The following is a 19087-nucleotide window of genomic DNA, read 5'->3' as shown; positions in this document are numbered from 1 at the left end:
CTCGACACAGCCCCCTTCCGATCCCATGAAGCAGACCGTCCGCACCCGCATCGCCCCGTCGCCTACCGGCTTCCTCCACCTCGGCACCGCCCGTACGGCGCTGTTCTCGTGGGCCTACGCGCGGCACCACGGCGGCGAGTTCGTGCTGCGCATCGAGGACACCGACGTCGCCCGCTCGACCCAGGAGTCGGTCGAGCAGATCCTCCAGGCGATGCGCTGGCTCGGCCTCGACTACGACGAAGGCCCCGTCTACCAGATGCGCCGGCTGGACCGCTACCGCGAGGTGGTCGACCAGATGCTCGCTGCCGGCACGGCCTATCGCTGCTACTGCACGCCCCAGGAGCTGGACGAGATGCGCGAGGCGCAGCGGGCCCGCGGCGAGAAGACACGCTACGACGGGCGCTGGCGCCCCGCGCCGGGCAAGACCTTGCCGCCCGTGCCGGAGGGCGTCGCGCCGGCCATCCGCTTCTGCAACCCGCTCGACGGCGTCGTGACCTGGGACGACCTCGTGAAGGGGCCGATCAGCATCGCCAACCGCGAGATCGACGACCTCATCATCGTGCGGCCCGACGGCGTACCGACGTACAACTTCGCCGTCGTGATCGACGACTGGGACATGAGGATCAGCCATGTCTTCCGCGGCGACGAGCACGTCAACAACACGCCCTGGCAGATCAACATCTTCAACGCCCTCGGCGCGCCGCTGCCGCTGTTCGGCCACGTGCCGGTGATCCTCGGCGACGACGGCCAGAAGCTCTCCAAGCGCCGCGGCGCCGTCAGCGTCACGGCCTACGAGGAGGCCGGCTACCTGCCCGAGGCGATGGTGAACTACCTGGCCCGGCTGGGCTGGAGCCACGGCGACGACGAGCTCTTCTCGCGCCGCGAGCTGGTGGAGTGGTTCGACGGACAACACCTCTCCAAGAGCCCGGCGCAATGGGATCCGGCCAAGCTCAGCTGGGTCAATGCGCACTACATCAAGCAGGCGGACAACGAGCGCCTGTCCCGGCTGGTCGTGGCGCAACTTTCCGCGCGCGGCATTGCGGCGGAAGAGAGTGAACTGCTGCTGCGGCGGGTGGCCTTGTTCAAGGACCGGTGCGCCACCACGGCCGAGCTCGCCGACTGGCTGGCGATGTACTACGCCGATGTGAAGGCCACCGAGGCCGACGCCGCACAGCTGACCGAGGCCGCCCGCCCCGTGTTGCGCGAGCTGGCGCAAACGCTGTCCGGCCTGGCCGCCTGGGACAAGGCTGCCATCAGCCAGGCGCTCAAGCAGGCCCTGGCCGCGCATGGGCTGAAGATGCCGCAATTGGCCATTCCGCTGCGCGTTGCGGTGTGCGGCCGGGCCCAGACGCCTTCGGTGGATGCGGTGCTCGAACTCTTCCCGAAAGAAATTGTGGTGAATCGCTTGCGCAATCTCTGAAAAGGTCGCTATACTCTTGGTCTCGCTTCAAACGACGCTTTCTTTGAAGCCCGCTGCACACAATGCGGCAGGTTGGAAAAAGGGGGTATAGCTCAGCTGGGAGAGCGCTTGCATGGCATGCAAGAGGTCAGCGGTTCGATCCCGCTTACCTCCACCAAGTGAGCGTCGTTGAAGATGCACGAAGATCAAGTCCCCTTCGTCTAGAGGCCTAGGACACCACCCTTTCACGGTGATTACAGGGGTTCGAATCCCCTAGGGGACGCCAAGTTCAGCGTCGCTTGATATCCAAGCGATGTGCAACAAAGGCAAACCGGCAGCCACAGGTTGCCGGCGCAAGACGGCAAACGGCGCTTTACGCGCCGTTTTGCTTTTTGCGCTCCGGAATCGTCACGGTCCGGTGCATGAGCAGAATGAAGCCTCCCGCATCAGGAGGCAGCCATGCAGTTTCATCGAGGCCGGTTGATCGACCACATCCACCTGCGCGTCGCAGACGTCGATAGCAGCCAGCGGTTCTATCGCGCGGTCTTCGCTGCGCTCGGGCACCCCGGCCTCCTCGAGGCGGGCGATGGCTACTTCTTTGCCGACGAGTTGTACGTGGATCGCGCGGACGGCCCCGTCTCGCACGTGCACCTGGCCTTCCAGGCGCCCGACCGGCAGACCGTCGATGCCTTCCACCGCGCGGCGCTGGCCGCCGGCGGGCGGGACAACGGCGGCCCCGGCGAGCGGCATTACCACCCCGGCTACTACGGCGCTTTTGTGCTCGACCCCGACGGCAACAACATCGAGGCCGTGTTCCACGGCCCGGCCACCCGCTCCGCCGCCTCGGTGGTGCTCACGGCCGGCGGCTGAACGCGTCTGCGCGGGGCGCGCGCGTCATCAGGCTTTCACACAAGACGGGACAATCGGGCGGTTCATCGAGGGCCCGAATTCCCGTGGACGCGTCTGTGCAGCATTGCCGGTTTCCGCTGCAGTTGTCTAGGCAACTCCGGCGGCTCGTCCTGTGGGCGTTGCTGGTGGCGATACCGCTCTATGGCTGTGCGGGCGTGCTGCTGCGGGTGCTCGGCCCCGAGCACCGCCACCAGGCGGCGGCCTCTTCGTCGGTACCGTTCACCGCCGCGCTGCAGCACCAGCTGCGCGAGTGGATGGGTCCCCAGGCGTCGGCCTTGCTCGACACGCTGCGCGCCCAGGCCCGACAGCAGCAGCGGCAGCTTGAGGACGCGCACGCCCATCACCACGGCTTCTTCGCCCGCCACCACCACCACGCCGGCGATGACAGCGTGGTCGCGCTCGGCGGGCGCAGCGCGGAGGCCGATGCCTCGCCGGACGCCGCTGCCGGTGCGGGCAGCATGACGCTGCCACTGGCCCTGGCCGCCCCGTTGGCGCTGCCTGCCCCGCTGGCCGTCCGCGGGAGCTGGCCGCCCCACGCCGAAGCCTTCTGGCCCAGCCGCCCGGTTGCGCGGCTGGAGCGCCCGCCCCGCGGCTGATCCCGCGGCCCTCCCCGGGCCGCCGACGGTGGGGTGATCCGATCCGGTGGGTGCCTCGCCGGCGCTGCCTGCGGCACCGCCGCGGCCACGCCGGTGCCGCGATGCACGCCACGGATCGCCAGCGGCATCGACGCCCTGTGTCTGCGCCAGCGTGTGCGCTGCATCCGGCGCCCGCGCCCGGCCACCTCACCGTTTCGCCGCCCGGCATGGCCTTGCCTTTGCGCAGGCCTGCCGCACGACCAGTTGACCGGCGCGGCTGCGCCTGCGCCGCCGCGCCGCATCGATGAGGATCCGCCATGACGGCCTGGAACGAACATGACCCCGTCGAGGCCGCGCGCCGCCTCGGCCACGATCTCTACGTCGGCACCCGGCTGCCGAAGCACACCGGCTGGCCCGAGGCGGTGCAGGAGGGCTTCAGCGCCGCCGCCTTCGACGGCCTGGCGCGCCGCACGCCCGACCGCTTCGAGCGCAAATGGCTGCAGCTTCGCCTGGGCGCCTGCCGCCGCGGCCGCATCGTCGACGACGATGTCACCGTCGACCTGCTGCGCGAACTGGACCTGACCCACTGCCCGGTGACACGCGAGCCGTTGACCCACGGGGAGCGCGCCGACACCGACTGGTCCGTCGACCGGCTGAACAACGACGCGGCCTATGCCGCCAGCAACCTCGCGGTGATGAGCACGCGTGCGAACCGAGCCAAGGGCGCGCGCCGCTTCGAGGAGGCCTTGGCGCTGTCGACGCGGGAGGTGCCCACCGATGGGTTGACGCCCGTGCAATGGCTGCGGCTCGCGGTGCTGATGCTCGGCCCGGCCTTCGCCACCCGCCCGCACGACGCGCCGCCGCTGCCGCTGTGTGCACCGCTGCCTTCGCGCGCAGTCCGGCTGGCGCAGCAGCAGATCCAGCGGCTGTTCATCGTCAACGCCCGACGGCCAGCCGGCAAGAACCGCCTCGTGCGCGACCTGCTGCCGGCCTGCGCCAGCGAGCGCTCGCGCCTGCGCCTGCGCCGCCTGGCCGACATCCTCCACGAAGGCCTCAAGCGGCCGCAGGACGACCAGGCGTGCTGGGATGCCTGGCTCGTACCCGAGGCGATGCCGGCGTTGACGGCCTGGCGCGAGTCGCTCGACGCCGAAGGCTGGGGCAGGGCGGCCGCGGTGGCCGGCCGCCTGGCGGGCGCGCGGCGCGAAACGCCCCGCCGCCTGCAGGCCTGGTGCCTTCCGAGCCAGGGCTACCACCTCGGTTGGCTGCCGCGGCCGAGGGCCTTCGCGTAGCGCCCAAAGACGTTTCGATGACATGTCACACAGGCCGACTACATTCGCCCGGCCTGTAGTTGACCTGCCTCCATCATGAGTTCCACCCTGCGCGTCGTCGTCTGTACCCTGCTGGCCGTTGCGGCCGGCCCCGTGCTCGCCCATTCCGTCGAAGGCGTGGGGGGCGGCTTCGCGGCCGGCTTCCTGCATCCCCTGCTGGGGCCCGACCACGTGGCCGCGATGGTCGCCGTCGGGCTCTGGGGGGCTTTCCTCGGCCAGCCCGCGCTCTGGGTGCTGCCGGTCGTGTTTCCGCTGGTGATGACGGTGGGCGGCGCGCTCGGCCTGCTCGGCGTGCCGCTGCCCGGCGTCGAGATCGGCATCGCGCTGTCGGCCGTGCTGCTGGGCGCGATGGTGGCGCTCGCCGTGCGGCCGCCGCTGTGGGTGGCCGGTGCCATCGTCGGCGTCTTCGCGGTGTTCCATGGCCATGCGCACGGCACCGAGCTGCCGCACGCCGCGAACCCGATCGTCTACAGCCTCGGCTTCGTCGTCTCGACCGGCCTGCTGCACCTGGGCGGCATCGGGCTGGGCGCGCTGGTGCGCTCGTCGGCCGGGCGGGTGGCCGTGCGCGCCTGCGGCGCTGCCATCGCGCTGGCCGGGCTGGTGTTCCTGCGGGCGGCCCTGTGAGCCGCCGTGCCGCACGGGCCGGGGCACTGGCGCCGCTGGCCCTGCCGGCGGCGGCCTGGGCGCACGGCGAGATCAAGGGCATCGGCGCCTTCTACAGCGGCCTGCTGCATCCCTTCGTCAGCCCTTCGCACCTGATCGCTTTGCTCGCGCTGGGCCTGCTGTTCGGCCAGCGCGGTGTCCCGGCGAGCCGGCACGCGATGGCGGCGCTGATGGCCGCGCTCGCCGCCGGCCTGGGGTTCAGCGGCCGCGCCGGCGGCCTGGAGCCGGAGCTGCCGCTGCTGGCGCTGGCGGCGCTGCTCGGTGGGACGGTGGTGGCCGCGCGGCAGTGGCCGGCGCTGGCGCTCGGCCTGCTGTCGCTGCTGGTCGGCCTGGCCGTCGGCCTCGGCTCGGCGCCCGACGGCATGGGCGGCTCGCAGCGCTGGAGCGCGCTGTTGGGCACGATGATCGGCGCATCGCTGTGCACCGCTTGCGTCGCCGGCCTCGTGCACGGCGCGCGACGCCCCTGGGCGCGGATCGGCGTGCGGGTCGTCGGCTCCTGGCTGACCGCCAGCGCCATCCTCGTGCTGACGCTGACGGCCGTGCGGGCCTGATCAGGCCACGATCGCGAAGATCCGCCCGCAGGCCCAGTACACCGCGACGCTGCCGATGGCGTAGAGGCTCGGCGTGCGGGCCTGCGCGAAGCGGGGCCAGGGCGACAGCGTCTTGTAGACCACCCACGCGGCGAGCACCACGGCCAGCTGCCCGATCTCCACGCCCACGTTGAAGGTCAGCAGCGCGATCGGCAGGTGCTGCTCGGGCATGCCGATCTGCTTGAGCGCACCGGCGAAGCCCAGGCCGTGCACCAGCCCGAACAGGAAGGCCACCAGCGCAGGCCAGCGGCGCGACAGCGTGGCTTCCTTGTGCAGCGCCTCGCCGGCCACCAACATGATCGACAGCGCGATCGCCGCTTCGACCGGCGGCGGGCGCAGCGTCAGCAGCCCCAGCGCGCTCAACGCCAGCGTGATGCTGTGCGCCCCGGTGAACGCGGTGATGGTCCACACCAGCCGCCGGTTGAAGCCCACGAGGAACAGCAGGCTGATCACGAAGATCAGGTGATCGGTGCCGGTGAGGATGTGCTCGATGCCAAGGAGGGTGTAGGCCGAGGCGATCTCGCCCACGCCGCGTTCGTCGTCGGCCGCGCCGTACAGCTGCACGGTGGGCTGTCCGGAGGTGAGCGTGTAGACCCGGGTCTGGCCGTCGAGCCACTGGATCTTGACGATCGCGGCGGAGTAGCGCTTGCCGACGCCGTCGACCGACAGCGTGCCCTGCAGGCCGCCGGGGCCGCAGTGCAGGAAGTTGCCTTCGGCCGTGCAGCCCGCGGGCCACACCGGGTTGATGTCGCGGGTGGTCGCGCGTTCGCGCGCCGTCCATTGCCAGGTGAACTCGCCGCGGGAGGTCTCGCGCAGCGCCATCTCGGCCATGCTCAGCTCGTGCGCCGAGGCCGTGGCGGCCAGCAGCGCCATCAGCGCCATTCCCGCGAGGCACAGCTTCTTCCAGAGCGCGTTCATGGTTGCTCGGCCTCGATCTGGATCTTGTAGCGCTCGGCCAGCTTGCGCACCGCGTCCGTGCGTTGCTGCGCCATCACGGCGTCCGTCCAGTCCTGCAGCACCACGCCGCGCAGGGTGTCGAAGTCGGCCGGCCTGGCCGGCGTGGTGGACGTCAGCTGCATCACGCGCCAGCCGTCGCGGCCGGCGATCGCGCGCCATTCGCCCGGCGGCGTCGATTCCAGCGCCGTCGCGAAGTCCTCGCCGTAGCTCTGCACGATGTTGGCGTGCGGCCGGCCCTTGAAGACACGCAGGCCTGCGCCGGAATCGCCCGGCGCGCCGGTGTTGAGCGTGTGGGCGAAGCCGGTCGCGGCGGCTTCGGTCATGTCGCCGGACAGCACGGCTTCCTGGAAGTCGTAGCGCGCCGGCTCGTCGTATTTCTCGCGGTGCTGCTCGAACCAGCCGCGCAGCAGCGCATCGTCGAAGGGCGGCTGCTTGATGTCCGTCTCCAGGATGCTCAGTGCCTTGAAGATCACCCGTTCGCGGATCGCGTCGTCGCCGCGGTCGACCTGCATCGCCAGGCCTTCGCGGTAGAGCACCTCGTTGTCCAGCCAGGTGCGCCGCAGCGCGTTCAGCTCGTCGGCGTTGGGCTCGCGGCCGCGCGAGGCCTTGAACAACTCCTTCGCCTCGTCGTCCACGTCCTTGGCCAGGACGATGGTGCGCGGGTCCTCCGCGCGGCCGACGATGACATGGTCGACGGCGAACAGCAGGCCGCCGAGGAGGAGGAAATGCAGCAGGGGTTCCCGCCACCAGCGGACCGGCGGCGTGCTGCCGCCGCGTGCGGCCTTGCGGCCCGCGGAGGCGGCGTTCGTTCGCGAAGAAGACATCGTGGATCCCGGATCGAGAAAGGGAAAAGCGCCGCGCGGGCAGGCGCGGCGCTTCAGGCCGTCAGGCCTTCGAGGGGCTTACTTGACCCCGGCGACGGTGGTCGAACCGGCCACCTCGACGAAGATCGGATTGCTGTAGAACCACAGGTCCGCCCAGGCCGCGACGTCGTAGGCGACGTACTTCTGGCCGTTGACGGTGGGCAGGTGCGCGGGGCAGCCGTCGATCCCCGTGCCGGTGTACACGCCGCCGTTGGCCGGCACGTTGGTCCCCGCCACCGTGCAGGGGATGGTCAGCTTGGTCGTGTCGCCGGCGTTGGTGTAGACGTCGGCCAGCGGGTTGCCGCTGGCGTCGGTCTCGTACGGCACGCTGGCCGGCAGGTTGGAGCCGCGCAGGCGCACGTACTGCGAAGCGGCCACCGCGGGAATGCGGAAGGTCATCTTCTTGTACTCGGCATCGCCGGCCACGGCGGTCCAGGTCGCGCTGTTGAAGGTCTTGATCACCGAGGCGGTGGTGTTCTTCGCAGCGGCCGGGACGTTGGCCATCACCGGGTTCAGCAGCCAGTCGTTGGGCCATTGGCCGGCGTAGTCGGCGGCCCCCGGCTTCTTGTAGCCGGTCACCATGCCGCGCACCACGTCGACGTGGTCCAGCACCGGCGCGTTCAGCGGCTGGCTGATGCCCACCTGCGCGAGCGACGGGTTGTTGAACGTGTAGGGCGCGTAGTTCACGCCCGACGGGTCGCGCACGACGATCGACACGACGATCTCCGCGCCCGGACGCACCACGAGCTTCTCGCCCATCGTGGCGCAGCCGCTGCGGTCGATGTCGGTGTTGTTCTTCGCCGCTTCCACGGCCAGCGCCTCGACCGCCGCGTTGCTGCGGGTGGCCGGGCCGGCGTAGGACGCGCAGGCGATGAACGCCAGGCGATCGATCAGCTGGCCGGTGGTCGCGAAGCTGTTGCCGCTGCGCAGGCCGTCGACGATGGTCTGCGGGCGCAGCTTCTTGTCGGCGCCGTTGCGCACCATCACGTAGTCGCGCTGGTATTCACCGGGATAGAAGTCCTGCGTCGAGCGGCGGTCGTCCGGGCCGAACATGCCGCGGTTGTGCCAGTCGGAGCTGGCGAAGAACCACCAGTTGCGGCCTTCGCCCAGCAGCGCATCCCACACGCCACCGATCTGCGCGCCGTACACGCCGGTGCCGCCCCAGGTGGTGCCGCCGACGGAGTCCACACGCACGCCGCCGATGGAGTTGCGGTTGGGCGAGTACTCGCCGCGGTTGTCCGAGGCGCCATGGCCGGGCTGCGTCTCGAAGCCGAAGGCCACGGTCGGCGCGGCGTTGTTGAAGTTACGCAGGTGCTCGATGTTGAAGCCGTTGTTGCCGTCCGGGTTGAACGGGCCGGCGCGCTCCAGGTGGGCAGGCACGTAGTAGCTCTCGTTCGGGTGGTTCTTCGCGAGCCACTTCATGCTCTCGACCGCCTTGGCGTGGCCGCGCTCGCCGGTGCCGGCGCCGCCGGCCGGGATGAGCTTCTGCGCCGCCACGTTCCAGCTCGGGTCGGCGCTGTTCAGGCTGCCGGGGACCGAGCAGTCCCAGTTGTTGCCGACCGAGCCGCCGGCCACGGTGTTGCCGCGGCTGCGGTCGCTGTCGTTGCGGTCGAAGCAGTACTCCCACTGCGCCAGCGCGGTGGCGTTGCCCAGTGCGTTGTAGCCCGGGGTGGTCGGCAGCGTCGCGCTGTCCAGCGACTTGGGCATCTGGCCGGTGACCACCGACATCGACACGTGCTCGTGGCCCGGGGCGACGGATTCGACGCCGACGAACATCGGCTTGTTCAGGTACGCGGCGAGGTATTCGAGCTGCGGGTACTGGTACTCCTGGATCGACTGCCAGCGCCACATGTTCTGGCCGGGCGCGCTGCCGGAGACCGTGCCCTTGGGGTTCACCGCGGGGTTGGTGTTCTGCCAGGTCGTGGTCGGGCCCTGCAGCTGACCGGTGCTGGAATACACCAGCGGGTAGGCCGGCGTGGCCAGGCTGGCGTCTTCGGCCAGCGTGCAGTTGCGGTTGCCGCTGCCGCCGTGGCCGGCCTGCACGAACCAGTCGAGGCCCCAGGGCGTCTCGTTGCGGTCGGTGACCTTCTTCACCAGCTTCTGCATCGAGATCGAGCCGTCCGAGCAGGTGGTGTGGTTGTGGAAGTCGCCGGTCACGTAGGTGCCGGCGGGCTTGGCGGCACTGGCGGTGGTGGGCGTGAGGGCGATGGCGGCGAGCGCGGCCATCGATGCCAGGGCGACCTGGTTCCTGCGGAAGCTGTGTTTCATGGAACTCCTCTCTAGCGTTTGGGAATGCCCGGCCGCGGGGTCGACGGAGCCCCTCTGGATGGCCAAGGTGCGTTTGATCCTATTGAGCGGTGATGACCGCCCCGTGACGGCCGGCCGGTGGTCCGGCGGGTTCAGAAGAAGCGCGCGTAGTCGACGTTGAGGTTGGCGCCGACGACGCCGCCGTGCTCGAACGTGAGCTTCAGCGGGTAGGTCCGCGCCACCTCGAGCGGGAACTTCAGGCCCGTCAGGCGCAGGTAGGTGCCGTGCTCGCCGAGGTGCGTCTCCACGCCCTCGGGGATCTCGAAGTCCACCGTGGGGCGCGACAGTCGGCCCCCCAGCTCGGCGCCTTCGGCGACCATGGTCTCGACGCCGATGAGGCGGTCGGGCCGGGTCACCTCGTCGAACTTCATCGAGACGATGACCGAGGTTGCGCCGGGCGCGGTGGCGCGGCACCAGGGGTGGGTGATGCGCAGGTTGTCGGCGAAGTACTCGCAGGCGCGTGCGGAGGGCACGAGCAGCGTGGCGCCGAGGGCCAGGCCGGCGCGCAGGGCGCCGCGGCGGTGGATGAAGCGGTGCATGGAAGGGGGCTCCTGGGTCGAGGGGCCGCACAGGCTAGGCCGCGGCGGTGAAACGACGATGACGGCCGGCGGCGGCCGCGCGGTTCCGTCATGAGCCTGTCGCGAACGCTGCATAGAGTCGCTCCGCGTCTGCATGCGCAGACAGCGGCCGCCCCGGCCGCGCCCCACCACACACACCTCAGGAGGTTCCCGATGAAGTTCATTACCGCTGCCGTGCTGGCCGCCTTCGCCGCCGCGCCCGCGCTGGCCGCTCCCCTCGTCATCGACTTCGAAACGGCGCCGAGCTTCGAGTCGATCGGCGAGCACTACGCCGACTGGGGCGTCTCGTTCACCGGCGACGCGCTGGGCCTGCAGAACGACTTCGAGCAGTACTTCTCCAACGCGCCTTCGCCGCTGGGCGTGATGACGCCGGTCGGTGCCGACGCGACGATGAACGTCGCGGCCGGCTTCGTCGACCAGGTCAGCTTCTCTTACTCCTCGTCGAGCCTGGCCGTCAGCGCCGTCAACGTGTGGAGCGGCCTCAACGGCACTGGCGAGCTGCTGGCCTCGTTCAACCTGGTCGGCAACGCGCAGGCCGGCGGCTGCAGCGACACCGCCTTCTGCCGCTTCGACACGCTGACCAGCACCTTCGCAGGCACCGCGCACTCGCTGACCTTCGGCAACGCCGCCAACCTGGCCGTGTTCGACAACATCTCCGTCACCGCCGTGCCGGAACCCGCCAGCGTGCTGATGATGGCGCTGGGGCTGGCCGGCCTCGCGGCCGTCTCGCGCCGCCGCGGCTGACCGCAGCCGTCGCCACGACAAGGAGCCCCGACGGGATGAGCGAGGTCATCGGTCTCTTTCCAACCCCCTTCATGCGGCTGCCGGGCGTGCTCGGCGCGGTCCTGGTGGAGGGGCTGGTCGAGCATTTCACGGCGCAGGCCGACCGCGGGAACAACGCCTCGTCCCACCTGTCGCACACCGCCATGCTGCGGCCGGGCGACAGCCCGCTGCTGGTCGAGGCGGCCGGGCTCATCACGCCGCGGCTCGCCGAGTTCGGCGGGCTGATGTTCGGCGAGCGCCTGGGCTGGTCGCTGAAGGAGATGTGGGTCAACGTGCTCGACACCGGCGGCCGCCAGGCGATGCACAACCACGCCAACAGCTTCATCTCGGGCGTGGTGTACCTCACGCCCACGCATCCCGAGGCGCGCACGGTGTTCATGAAGTCTCCCGGCGGCACCGACTTCGCCTTCAAGAACGACCACGCCGGTGTGAAGACCACCCCCTACAGCGCCGACAAGTGGATCAGCCCCGCGCCGTCGCCCGGCGACATGGTGCTGTTCCCCAGCTACCTGATGCACGCTGTGCCCGGCAACCCCGGCGAGCGGCGCATCACGATGGCCTTCAACGCCATTCCCACCCAGCTCGACTCCTGGGGCTACCGGATCAGCTTCGGCGGATGAACATGCGTTGGCGCCTCGCGCTCGGGCTGATGCTGGCCTCGGGCTTCGCAGGCCTGGGCTACCAGATCGTGTGGACGCACCAGAGCGCGCTCTGGCTCGGCCACGAGACGGCCGGCGTGCTGGCCGTCGTCGCGGCGTTCTTCGGCGGCCTGGCGGCAGGCGCGCTGGCGCTGGGGCGCCGCATCGAGCGCAGCCCCCGGCCGGGCCGCTGGTACGCCGGCTGCGAAGCCGTCATCGGCCTGTGGAGCCTGGTGCTCGCCGGCCTGATGGCGCCGGTCAGCGGCGGGCTGCTGCGGCTGACCGGCCCCCAGCCTTCCGCGGGCTGGCAATGGGCCGTCGCGTTCCTCGGCACCTTCGTGCTGTTGCTGCCGGCCACGGCCGCGATGGGCGCGACGCTGCCGGCCATGGAGCGGGCCCTGTCGGCCTGGCGCCGCCAGGGGTCAGCCATCGCCGTGCTCTATGCGGGCAACACGCTGGGCGCCGTGCTGGGGGTGCTGGCGTCCGCCTTCTGGCTGGTGCCGGCGTACGGGCTCTCGCGCACCGCCCTCGTCTGCGCGGTGCTGAACCTGCTGTGCGCCGCCGCGGCGCTGCGGCTGTTTCCCGCGGCCGCAGCCGCGCCTGCCGCGCCGCCTGCCACCGTGCCCGCACCCGGCGTGCTGCCGCTGCTGGCCGCCACCGGCCTGCTGGGCATCGGCTACGAGGTGCTGGTCGTGCGGGTGCTCAGCCAGGTGGCGGAGAACACGGTCTACACCTTCGCGATGCTGCTGGCGGTGTACCTGGTCGGCACGGCCGCCGGCGCGGCGTTCTACCAGCGCCGCCTGGTGGGCCGCGGCGGCGATGCCGGGCTGCTGCGCGACAGGCTGCTGTGGGCGCTGGCAGCGGCCTGCCTGCTCGGCACCGCCAGCCTGTGGGGCGCCGAGCTGCTCAAGGCCGTCGCCGTGCAGCGGCTGGGCGCTGGCATGGCGGCGGCGCTGGCGGCAGAGGCCGTGCTCGCGGCCGCGGCCTTCCTGCTGCCCACCTTCGTGATGGGCGCGCTGTTCAGCCACCTCGCCATCCAGGCGCGCGCGGCGGGCATCGGCTTCGGACGGGCCCTGGGTGTCAACACGCTGGGCGCGGCGGCCGCGCCGCTGCTGTTCGGCGTGCTGCTGGTGCCCGCGTTCGGCCCCAAGGCGGCGCTGCTGCTGGTCGTGGGCGGCTACCTGGCGCTGTGCTCGATGCGGGCCTGGTCCACGCTGCCGTCATGGGCGGCCCTGGCCGCCGTGCTGGGCCTGGCCGTGGCCGCGCCGCCGCTGGCGTTCGTCGAGGTGCCCGAGGGCGGCCGCATCGTCAGCTACCGCGAGGGCGCGATGGCGGCGGTGAGCGTCGTGGAGGATGCGCAGGGCGTGTCCCGCCTGCGCATCAACAACCGCCAGCAGGAGGGCAGCAGCTCGACCCTGCTGGCCGATGCACGCCAGGCGCTGCTGCCGCTGCTGCTGCACCCGGCGCCGCGCCGGGCGCTGTTCCTGGGCCTGGGCACCGGCATGACCGCGTCGTCCGCGGCGCAGGACCGCATGCTGCAGGTCGACGCGGTGGAACTGCTGCCGGAAGTGATCGAGGCCTCGGCGCACTTCAGCCAGCCGTTCGTGGACGGCGGGGCCGCGTCCCGCCTGCACCTCATGGCGGCCGACGCGCGGCGCTTCGTGCGCGCCACCGACCGCCGCTACGACCTGATCGTCTCCGACAACTTCCACCCCGCGCGCAGCGGCTCGGGCGCGCTCTATACCGTCGAGCATTTCGAGGCCGTGCGCGGCCGGCTCGCACCGGGCGGCCTGTTCTGCCAATGGCTGCCGCTGCACCAGCTGGACCTGCCCACGCTGCGCAGCATCGTGCGGGCCTTCACCGAGGTGTACCCGGGCGGCTGGGCCCTGCTCGCGACCCATAGCCTGGACACCCCGGTGCTCGGGCTCGTGGCCCGGCGGGACGCGGCGCGCTTCGACGTGGCGCAGGTGCGCGACCGGCTGGCGCACGCAGCGCTGCCCCACGGCCCGGCCGAGTTCGGGCTGCCCGACGAGTACGCGCTGCTGGGCAGCTTCGTCGCCGGCCCGCGCGCGCTCAGGCAGTTTGCCGGCCACGCGCCCGTCAACACCGACGACCACCCGGTGGTCGCCTACCGCGCGCCGCGCATCACCTACGCGCCCGATTCGCTGCCGCGCGAGCGCCTGGTGGCCTTGCTGCACGCGCTGTCGATCGAGCCTTCGGAACTCACGGACGACGCCGGCGTCGCGCGCCGGCTGGCGGCCTACTGGTCCGCGCGCGACCTCTTCATCGAGGTCGGCCGGAACGTGCAGCCCACCGCCGACGTGCACCGCATGCTGGCGCAGGTGCGCGTGCCGCTGCTGGCGGTGCTGCGCACCAGCCCCGACTTCCGCCCGGCCTACGACCCGCTGCTGCAGATGGCCGGCGCGCTGGCCCGCAGCGATGCGCCTGCGGCACAGGCCTTGTTCACCGAGCTCGCCGCGCTGCAGCCGGCGCGGCCGGAAGCCCGGGAGGCCTTGCGTGCGATGGCCGGGCGGCCCGCGCCGCCGCTGCCCTGACGGCCGCGCATCGAGAACCAGAACACCTCCCGAGGAAAAGAACCGTGCACGCCCCGTCCCGATCGATCGCTTGTTCCCATCCGCTGCATGCCGTGGCCCTGGCCGTGGTGATGGCCCTGGCCGCCGCGGCCGTGCAGGCCCAGGCAGGCGCCGCCGACATCGCCGCCGCGCAATCCGTCGAGGTCACCGGCCGGCACTACGACAACGCGGTGGGCACGAGCGATGCCGCGTCGCAGGGCGTGATCCGCGCCGAGCTGCTGAAGAGCCGGCCGGCGCTGCGGCCGGGCGAGGTGCTGGAGTTCATCCCGGGCCTGATCGTCACGCAGCATTCCGGCGACGGCAAGGCCAACCAGTACTTCCTGCGCGGCTTCAACCTCGACCACGGCACCGACTTCGCGACCCGCCTCGACGGCATGCCGGTCAACCTGCCCACCCACGGCCACGGCCAGGGCTACACCGACATCAACTTCCTCATCCCCGAGCTGGTGCAGCGCATCGGCTACCGCAAGGGGCCGTACTTCGCCGACCGCGGCGACTTCGCGTCGGCCGGTGCCGCCGACGTCGCCTACCGGCAGCGGCTGGACGCCCCCTTCGGCCAGCTGACGCTGGGCGAGAACGGCTACCGGCGCGGCGTGCTCGGGGCCTCGTTCGAGGTGGCCTCCGGCGTCGCGCTGCTCGGTGCCTTCGAGGCGATGCACAACGACGGACCCTGGACCGTGCCGGAGCGGCTGCGCAAGGCCAACGGCGTGCTGACGCTGTCGGGCGGCAGCGCCGCGCAGGGCTGGCACTTGAGCGCGATGGGCTACGACGCGCGCTGGGTCGCCACCGACCAGATCCCCGCTGACCTGATCGGCCAGACCTACGGCGGCCGAACCTTCGGCCGCTTCGACTCGCTCGACCCCACCACCGGCGGCGACACGGCGCGCTACAGCCTGTCGGGCGCGTGGCATCGCGACGGCGCTGCGGGCCGCACCCGCGTCTCGGCCTACGCGATGCACTACGAGCTCGACCTCAACTCCAACTTCACCTATGCGCTGGAGCGGCCGGACGAAGGCGGCGACCAGTTCAAGCAGCGTGACGAGCGCAACGTGTACGGGCTGGACGCGAGCCACGGCCTGGGCCACCTGCTGGGCGGCCTGCCGGCGCGCAGCGAGTTCGGCGTGCAGCTGCGGCACGACCGCGTCCGCGTCGGCCTCTACGACAGCGTGGCGCGCCGCATCACCCGCACCACCCGCGAGGACAGGGTGCGCGAGACGATGCTGGGCGTGTACGGCCAGAGCGCGGTGGAAGTGGCGCCGTGGGCGCGCGTCGTCGCCGGCCTGCGCGCCGACCACGTGCGATCCACCGTCGACGCGCTGACGCTGGCGGCCAACGGCGGCCGCTCCGACGACACGCAGGTCTCGCCCAAGCTCTCGTTGATCCTCGGCCCCTTCGACAAGACCGAGTTCTTCGTCAACGCCGGCCGCGGCCTGCACAGCAACGACGCGCGAGGCACCACCGCGCGCGTCGACCCGAAGACGGGCGATGCGGTCGACCCAGTGCCGCCGCTGGTGGCGTCCAAGGGCTTCGAGGTGGGGGCGCGCACCGAGGCGCTGCCGGGGCTGCAGAGCTCGATCGCGTTGTGGAAGCTCGACTTCGATTCGGAGCTGGTGTACGTCGGCGACGCCGGCGCCACCGAGGCCAGCGGCGCGAGCCGGCGGCGTGGCATCGAGTTCAGCAACCGCTGGACGCCGCTGCCGTGGTTCCTGCTCGACGCCGACTTCGCCTGGACGCATGCGCGCTTCGCCAACGGCGACCGCATCCCGAACGCGGTCGACAAGGTGGCCTCGGTGGCCGCGACGCTGCGCTCGCTGGGCCCCTGGTCGGCCTCGGTCCAGTGGCGCTACCTGGGCAGCGGCGCGCTGGTGGAAGACAACAGCCAGCGCTCGGCGTCGTCGCTGACCACCAACCTGCGCGCGGCCTACCGCTTCACGCCGAAGACCGAGCTGACGCTGGACGTCTTCAACCTGTTCGATCGCCAGGTGGACGACATCCAGTACTACTACGCCTCGCAGGTGCCGGGACGCGCCGCGCAGGAGGGGCGGCACGTGCATCCGGCGGAGCCGCGTGCGTTTCGGGTTACCCTGCGCGCCGATTTCTGACGCCGTACCCCCATGACGACCCGCCGTGCCTTCGTGAGCATGCTGCTGCTGGCCGCGTTGTTCAACGCGATGCTGGCGCTGCTTGCGCACGAGGCCCTGCATGTGCGGCAGGCCGTCGACGCTGCGGCCGACGTGGCGGCAGGCGACGAGGAGGGGCATGGGCCGCGAGCGCCGGGAGGCCACGTCGACGCGGCCTGCCTCTGGTGCGCGGGCCTCGGGCATGCGGCGGTCGCGCCGCAGCATGCAGGCCCGGCGTTGCCATCGGCTTGTCACCTGGGGGTGGCATGCTCCCTGCAAACGACGGATTCGGCGCGGCCACCGCTGCACTGGCCCTTCTCGTCGCGAGACCCACCCGCCGGCACGGTCTGAACCCTGCGGCCTTGCGTCGCCAAGCGTTTCCCCGAACCCGCCGACCGGCCCTGCCTGATGCAGGGACCGGCGGTACGCCTGCGAGTTTCTTCCGTGAAGTCCACCTTGCCGCCGCCCCTGCTGGCGATGGCCAGCCTGCTGGCCCTGCCCGTCCCCGCCCTGGCCCAGGGCAGCACCCCCGACACCATCGAGGTCGTCGGCCGCAGCCTGTCGGGCGCCTACCTCGCCGAAGACGCGTCGGGCGCCAAGACCGACCTGCCGCTGCGCGAGCTGCCGCAGTCGGTACGTGTCATCACGCGCCAGGCCATCGACGACCTGGGCGCCACCAGGCTCGACGACGTGCTCGACTACGTCGGCGGCGTCTCGCGCCAAAACAGCTTCGGCGGCCTGTGGGACAACATCGCCATCCGCGGCCTTCCGGGCAGCGAGAACACCGGCATGGCGACCCTGCTCAACGGCTTCTCGGCCAACCGCGGCTTCAATGCGCCGCGCGACCTGGCGGCCGTCGAGCGCATCGAGTTCCTGAAGGGCCCGGCCGCCGCGCTGTACGGCAGCAGCGAGCCCGGCGGCACGCTCAACATCGTGACGAAGAAGCCGTCGTGGTCGGCTGCGCACGCGGTGGAGGGCTACCTCGGCAGCTACGGCCTGCGCCGTGCGGCGCTCGACAGCACCGGCCCGCTCGGCGAGCGCTTCGCCTACCGTCTCAACATCGCGGTGGAAGACCGCGACAGCTTCCGCGACCACATCGGCGCCGAGCGCCGCGTAGCGGCGCCGGCCTTCACCTGGCGCCTGGGCGCCGACACCACGCTCGACTACAGCGGCGAGTTCCTGCGCCACGCCACGCCGCTGGACCGCGGCGTGGTCGCGGTGAACAACCGGCTGGGTGCGATCCCGCGCGACCGCTTCCTGGGCGAGCCGGCCGACGGCAACGTGACGGTCGACAACCAGACGCACCAACTCGTGCTGGCGCACCACTGGAGCGACACCTGGCGCAGCCGCGTGGGCCTGTCGTACCGCGAGACGGACATGTCGGGCTACTCCACCGAAGCCAGCGCGCTGGAGGCCGACGGCCGCACGCTGCGCCGGCAGCGCCGCCACCGCGACTACCGCTCGCACGACACCGCGCTGCAGGCCGAGCTGCAGGGCACGGTCCAGGCCGGCAGCGTCGCCCACGAGCTGCTGTTCGGCATCGAGACCTACCGCTTCGCGATGGACCAGCGCGTGCTGCGGGCCAACCCCAGCGACGCGGCGCCGTATGCGATCGACATCCTCGACCCGGTGTACGGTCAGCCGCAGCCGGTGCCGCCGCTGAACGTCAGCACCGACGAACGCCAGCGCAACACGGCGTTCTACCTGCAAGACGCGATCACGCTCGCGCCGCGGTGGCGGCTGGTGGGGGGGCTGCGCGCCGACCATTACAGGCAGTCGCTGCTGAACCGGCGCACGGACGTGCAGGCCGACCAGAGCCCGTCCTCCACCTCGCCGCGCCTCGGCCTGAGCTGGCTGCCCAGCGCGCAGTGGACGGTGTACGCCAACGCCGGTCGCTCGTTCCGGCCCAATGCCGATGCCAACGCGGCAGGGCAGACCTTCGACCCCGAGAAGGGCCGTGCCTTCGAGCTCGGGGCCAAGTGGGAGAGCGCCGACCGCCGCATCGGCGCGACGGCCGCGCTGTTCGAGATCCGCAAACGCAACGTGCTGACGGCCGATCCGGCGGACAGCAGCCGCTCCATCGCCGCGGGCGAGATCCGCAGCCGCGGGCTGGAACTCGACATGGCGGGCCAGCTCAGCGCCCACTGGCGCCTGAACGCGAGCTTCGTCTACAACGAGGTCGAGATCACCCGCGACAACACGCTGGAGGTGGGTGGGCGCCTGCTCAACGTGCCCAAGGTCAACGGCAGCGTGCTCGCCGTCTACGAGGACACGCTGGCCAGCGGCCAGCGCTACGGCATCGGCGCTGGCGCCACGCACATGGGCCGGCGCCTGGGGGCGGCCCGCACGCAGGCCCAGGCCGACGCGGGCAGCCCGGCCTTCGATCTGCCCTCGTACACCACGGCCAAGCTCGTCGCGTACTGGCGCATCACGCCCACGCTGCGTGCCACGCTCGACGTGGACAACCTGTTCGACCGCACCTACTACACCAGTTCCTACAGCAGGCTGTGGGTGACACCCGGCACGCCGCGGTCCTGGACGGTCGGGCTGCAAGCCAAGTTCTGACGGACGATGGTGGGGGCGCGGCTCTGGGCTGGCGCGGGACGGCGGGGCACTGTGCTCCGCGAATGTCCCCCGGGGCGGGCAAGCCCGCCCCTCCTCCTCTTATTTCGCTGCGCACAGTGCCCCGCCGCCCCGCTCGAGCGGAGCCGCGGGTGTTCCGAAGCAAGGAAACCATGTCTCGCCTGCCAAGGGCGTGGGGTATCCGACGCAGCGAAATAAGA

Annotated in this window: 16 protein-coding genes and 2 tRNA genes; 14 read left to right on the top strand and 4 right to left on the bottom strand. The window is 71.5% G+C overall.

All coding sequences use genetic code 11. The annotated features are described in order from the left end of the window. The first annotated feature begins 25 nt into the window (after positions 1-25). From gltX to V4F39_RS04945, 8 genes are all read left to right on the top strand, one after another. On the top strand, positions 26-1420 hold the full coding sequence (gene gltX, locus V4F39_RS04980) for a glutamate--tRNA ligase (RefSeq protein ID WP_332288202.1): 1395 nt from the start codon (positions 26-28) through the stop codon (positions 1418-1420). Positions 1421-1501: 81 nt separating this feature from the next. Then, positions 1502-1577, top strand: a tRNA-Ala gene (locus V4F39_RS04975). Positions 1578-1609: 32 nt separating this feature from the next. Then, positions 1610-1685: transfer RNA gene (locus tag V4F39_RS04970), tRNA-Glu, on the top strand. 173 nt (positions 1686-1858) lie between these two features. Then, positions 1859-2269: a VOC family protein gene (locus V4F39_RS04965; protein WP_332288201.1), complete on the top strand. Its 411-nt coding sequence runs from the start codon at positions 1859-1861 to the stop codon at positions 2267-2269. An 83-nt stretch (positions 2270-2352) separates the two neighbouring features. Beyond that, the gene (locus V4F39_RS04960; protein ID WP_332288200.1) at positions 2353-2904 is read left to right on the top strand and encodes a hypothetical protein; all 552 of its coding nucleotides are present in this window, start codon (positions 2353-2355) and stop codon (positions 2902-2904) included. A gap of 296 nt (positions 2905-3200) precedes the next feature. Next, positions 3201-4172 (top strand): hypothetical protein, encoded by a 972-nt coding sequence (locus V4F39_RS04955; protein ID WP_332288199.1) that lies wholly within the window; start codon positions 3201-3203, stop codon positions 4170-4172. Between the two features lie 75 nt (positions 4173-4247). Then, entirely contained in the window at positions 4248-4835 is a 588-nt protein-coding gene (locus V4F39_RS04950) for a HupE/UreJ family protein (RefSeq protein ID WP_332288198.1), read from the top strand. After that, entirely contained in the window at positions 4832-5425 is a 594-nt protein-coding gene (locus tag V4F39_RS04945; RefSeq protein ID WP_332288197.1) for a HupE/UreJ family protein, read from the top strand. The genes V4F39_RS04950 and V4F39_RS04945 overlap by 4 nt, the downstream gene beginning before the upstream one ends. Here V4F39_RS04945 and V4F39_RS04940 read toward each other — a convergent pair whose 3' ends face one another. The 4 genes from V4F39_RS04940 to V4F39_RS04925 form a co-directional block, all read right to left on the bottom strand. After that, positions 5426-6382, bottom strand: a complete 957-nt coding sequence (locus V4F39_RS04940) for a HupE/UreJ family protein (protein ID WP_332288196.1) — start codon at positions 6380-6382, stop codon at positions 5426-5428. After that, the gene (locus V4F39_RS04935) at positions 6379-7245 is read right to left on the bottom strand and encodes a peptidylprolyl isomerase (RefSeq protein WP_332288195.1); all 867 of its coding nucleotides are present in this window, start codon (positions 7243-7245) and stop codon (positions 6379-6381) included. Before V4F39_RS04935 ends, V4F39_RS04940 begins: the two co-directional genes overlap by 4 nt. Positions 7246-7323: 78 nt before the next feature. Further along, positions 7324-9552, bottom strand: coding sequence for a CehA/McbA family metallohydrolase domain-containing protein (locus V4F39_RS04930; RefSeq protein ID WP_332288194.1), 2229 nt, complete (start codon positions 9550-9552; stop codon positions 7324-7326). Positions 9553-9683: 131 nt separating this feature from the next. Beyond that, positions 9684-10130: a copper chaperone PCu(A)C gene (locus V4F39_RS04925; protein ID WP_332288193.1), complete on the bottom strand. Its 447-nt coding sequence runs from the start codon at positions 10128-10130 to the stop codon at positions 9684-9686. Between the two features lie 192 nt (positions 10131-10322). Between V4F39_RS04925 and V4F39_RS04920 the strand changes: the two genes are divergently transcribed. The 6 genes from V4F39_RS04920 (at position 10323) to V4F39_RS04895 (ending at position 18869) form a co-directional block, all read left to right on the top strand. Next, the gene (locus V4F39_RS04920) at positions 10323-10913 is read left to right on the top strand and encodes a PEP-CTERM sorting domain-containing protein (RefSeq protein WP_332288192.1); all 591 of its coding nucleotides are present in this window, start codon (positions 10323-10325) and stop codon (positions 10911-10913) included. A 35-nt stretch (positions 10914-10948) separates the two neighbouring features. Then, complete coding sequence (locus tag V4F39_RS04915) at positions 10949-11572, top strand: putative 2OG-Fe(II) oxygenase (RefSeq protein WP_332288191.1); 624 nt, start codon at positions 10949-10951, stop codon at positions 11570-11572. Further along, a complete protein-coding gene (locus V4F39_RS04910; protein ID WP_332288190.1) occupies positions 11569-14145 on the top strand; it encodes a fused MFS/spermidine synthase in 2577 nt (858 codons plus the stop codon). Before V4F39_RS04915 ends, V4F39_RS04910 begins: the two co-directional genes overlap by 4 nt. Before the next feature lie 44 nt (positions 14146-14189). Continuing rightward, complete coding sequence (locus tag V4F39_RS04905; RefSeq protein WP_332288189.1) at positions 14190-16286, top strand: TonB-dependent receptor; 2097 nt, start codon at positions 14190-14192, stop codon at positions 16284-16286. 12 nt (positions 16287-16298) lie between these two features. Further along, the gene (locus V4F39_RS04900) at positions 16299-16655 is read left to right on the top strand and encodes a hypothetical protein (RefSeq protein ID WP_332288188.1); all 357 of its coding nucleotides are present in this window, start codon (positions 16299-16301) and stop codon (positions 16653-16655) included. 126 nt (positions 16656-16781) lie between these two features. Then, the gene (locus tag V4F39_RS04895; RefSeq protein WP_332288450.1) at positions 16782-18869 is read left to right on the top strand and encodes a TonB-dependent siderophore receptor; all 2088 of its coding nucleotides are present in this window, start codon (positions 16782-16784) and stop codon (positions 18867-18869) included. The last annotated feature ends 218 nt before the right edge of the window (positions 18870-19087 follow it).

Origin of the sequence: Aquincola agrisoli (assembly GCF_036621135.1) — a bacterium.
GTDB classification, from domain to species: domain Bacteria; phylum Pseudomonadota; class Gammaproteobacteria; order Burkholderiales; family Burkholderiaceae_C; genus Aquincola; species Aquincola agrisoli.
The sequence above is the reverse complement of the archived record's forward strand: the minus strand, read 5'-3'. Positions and strand labels throughout refer to the sequence as shown.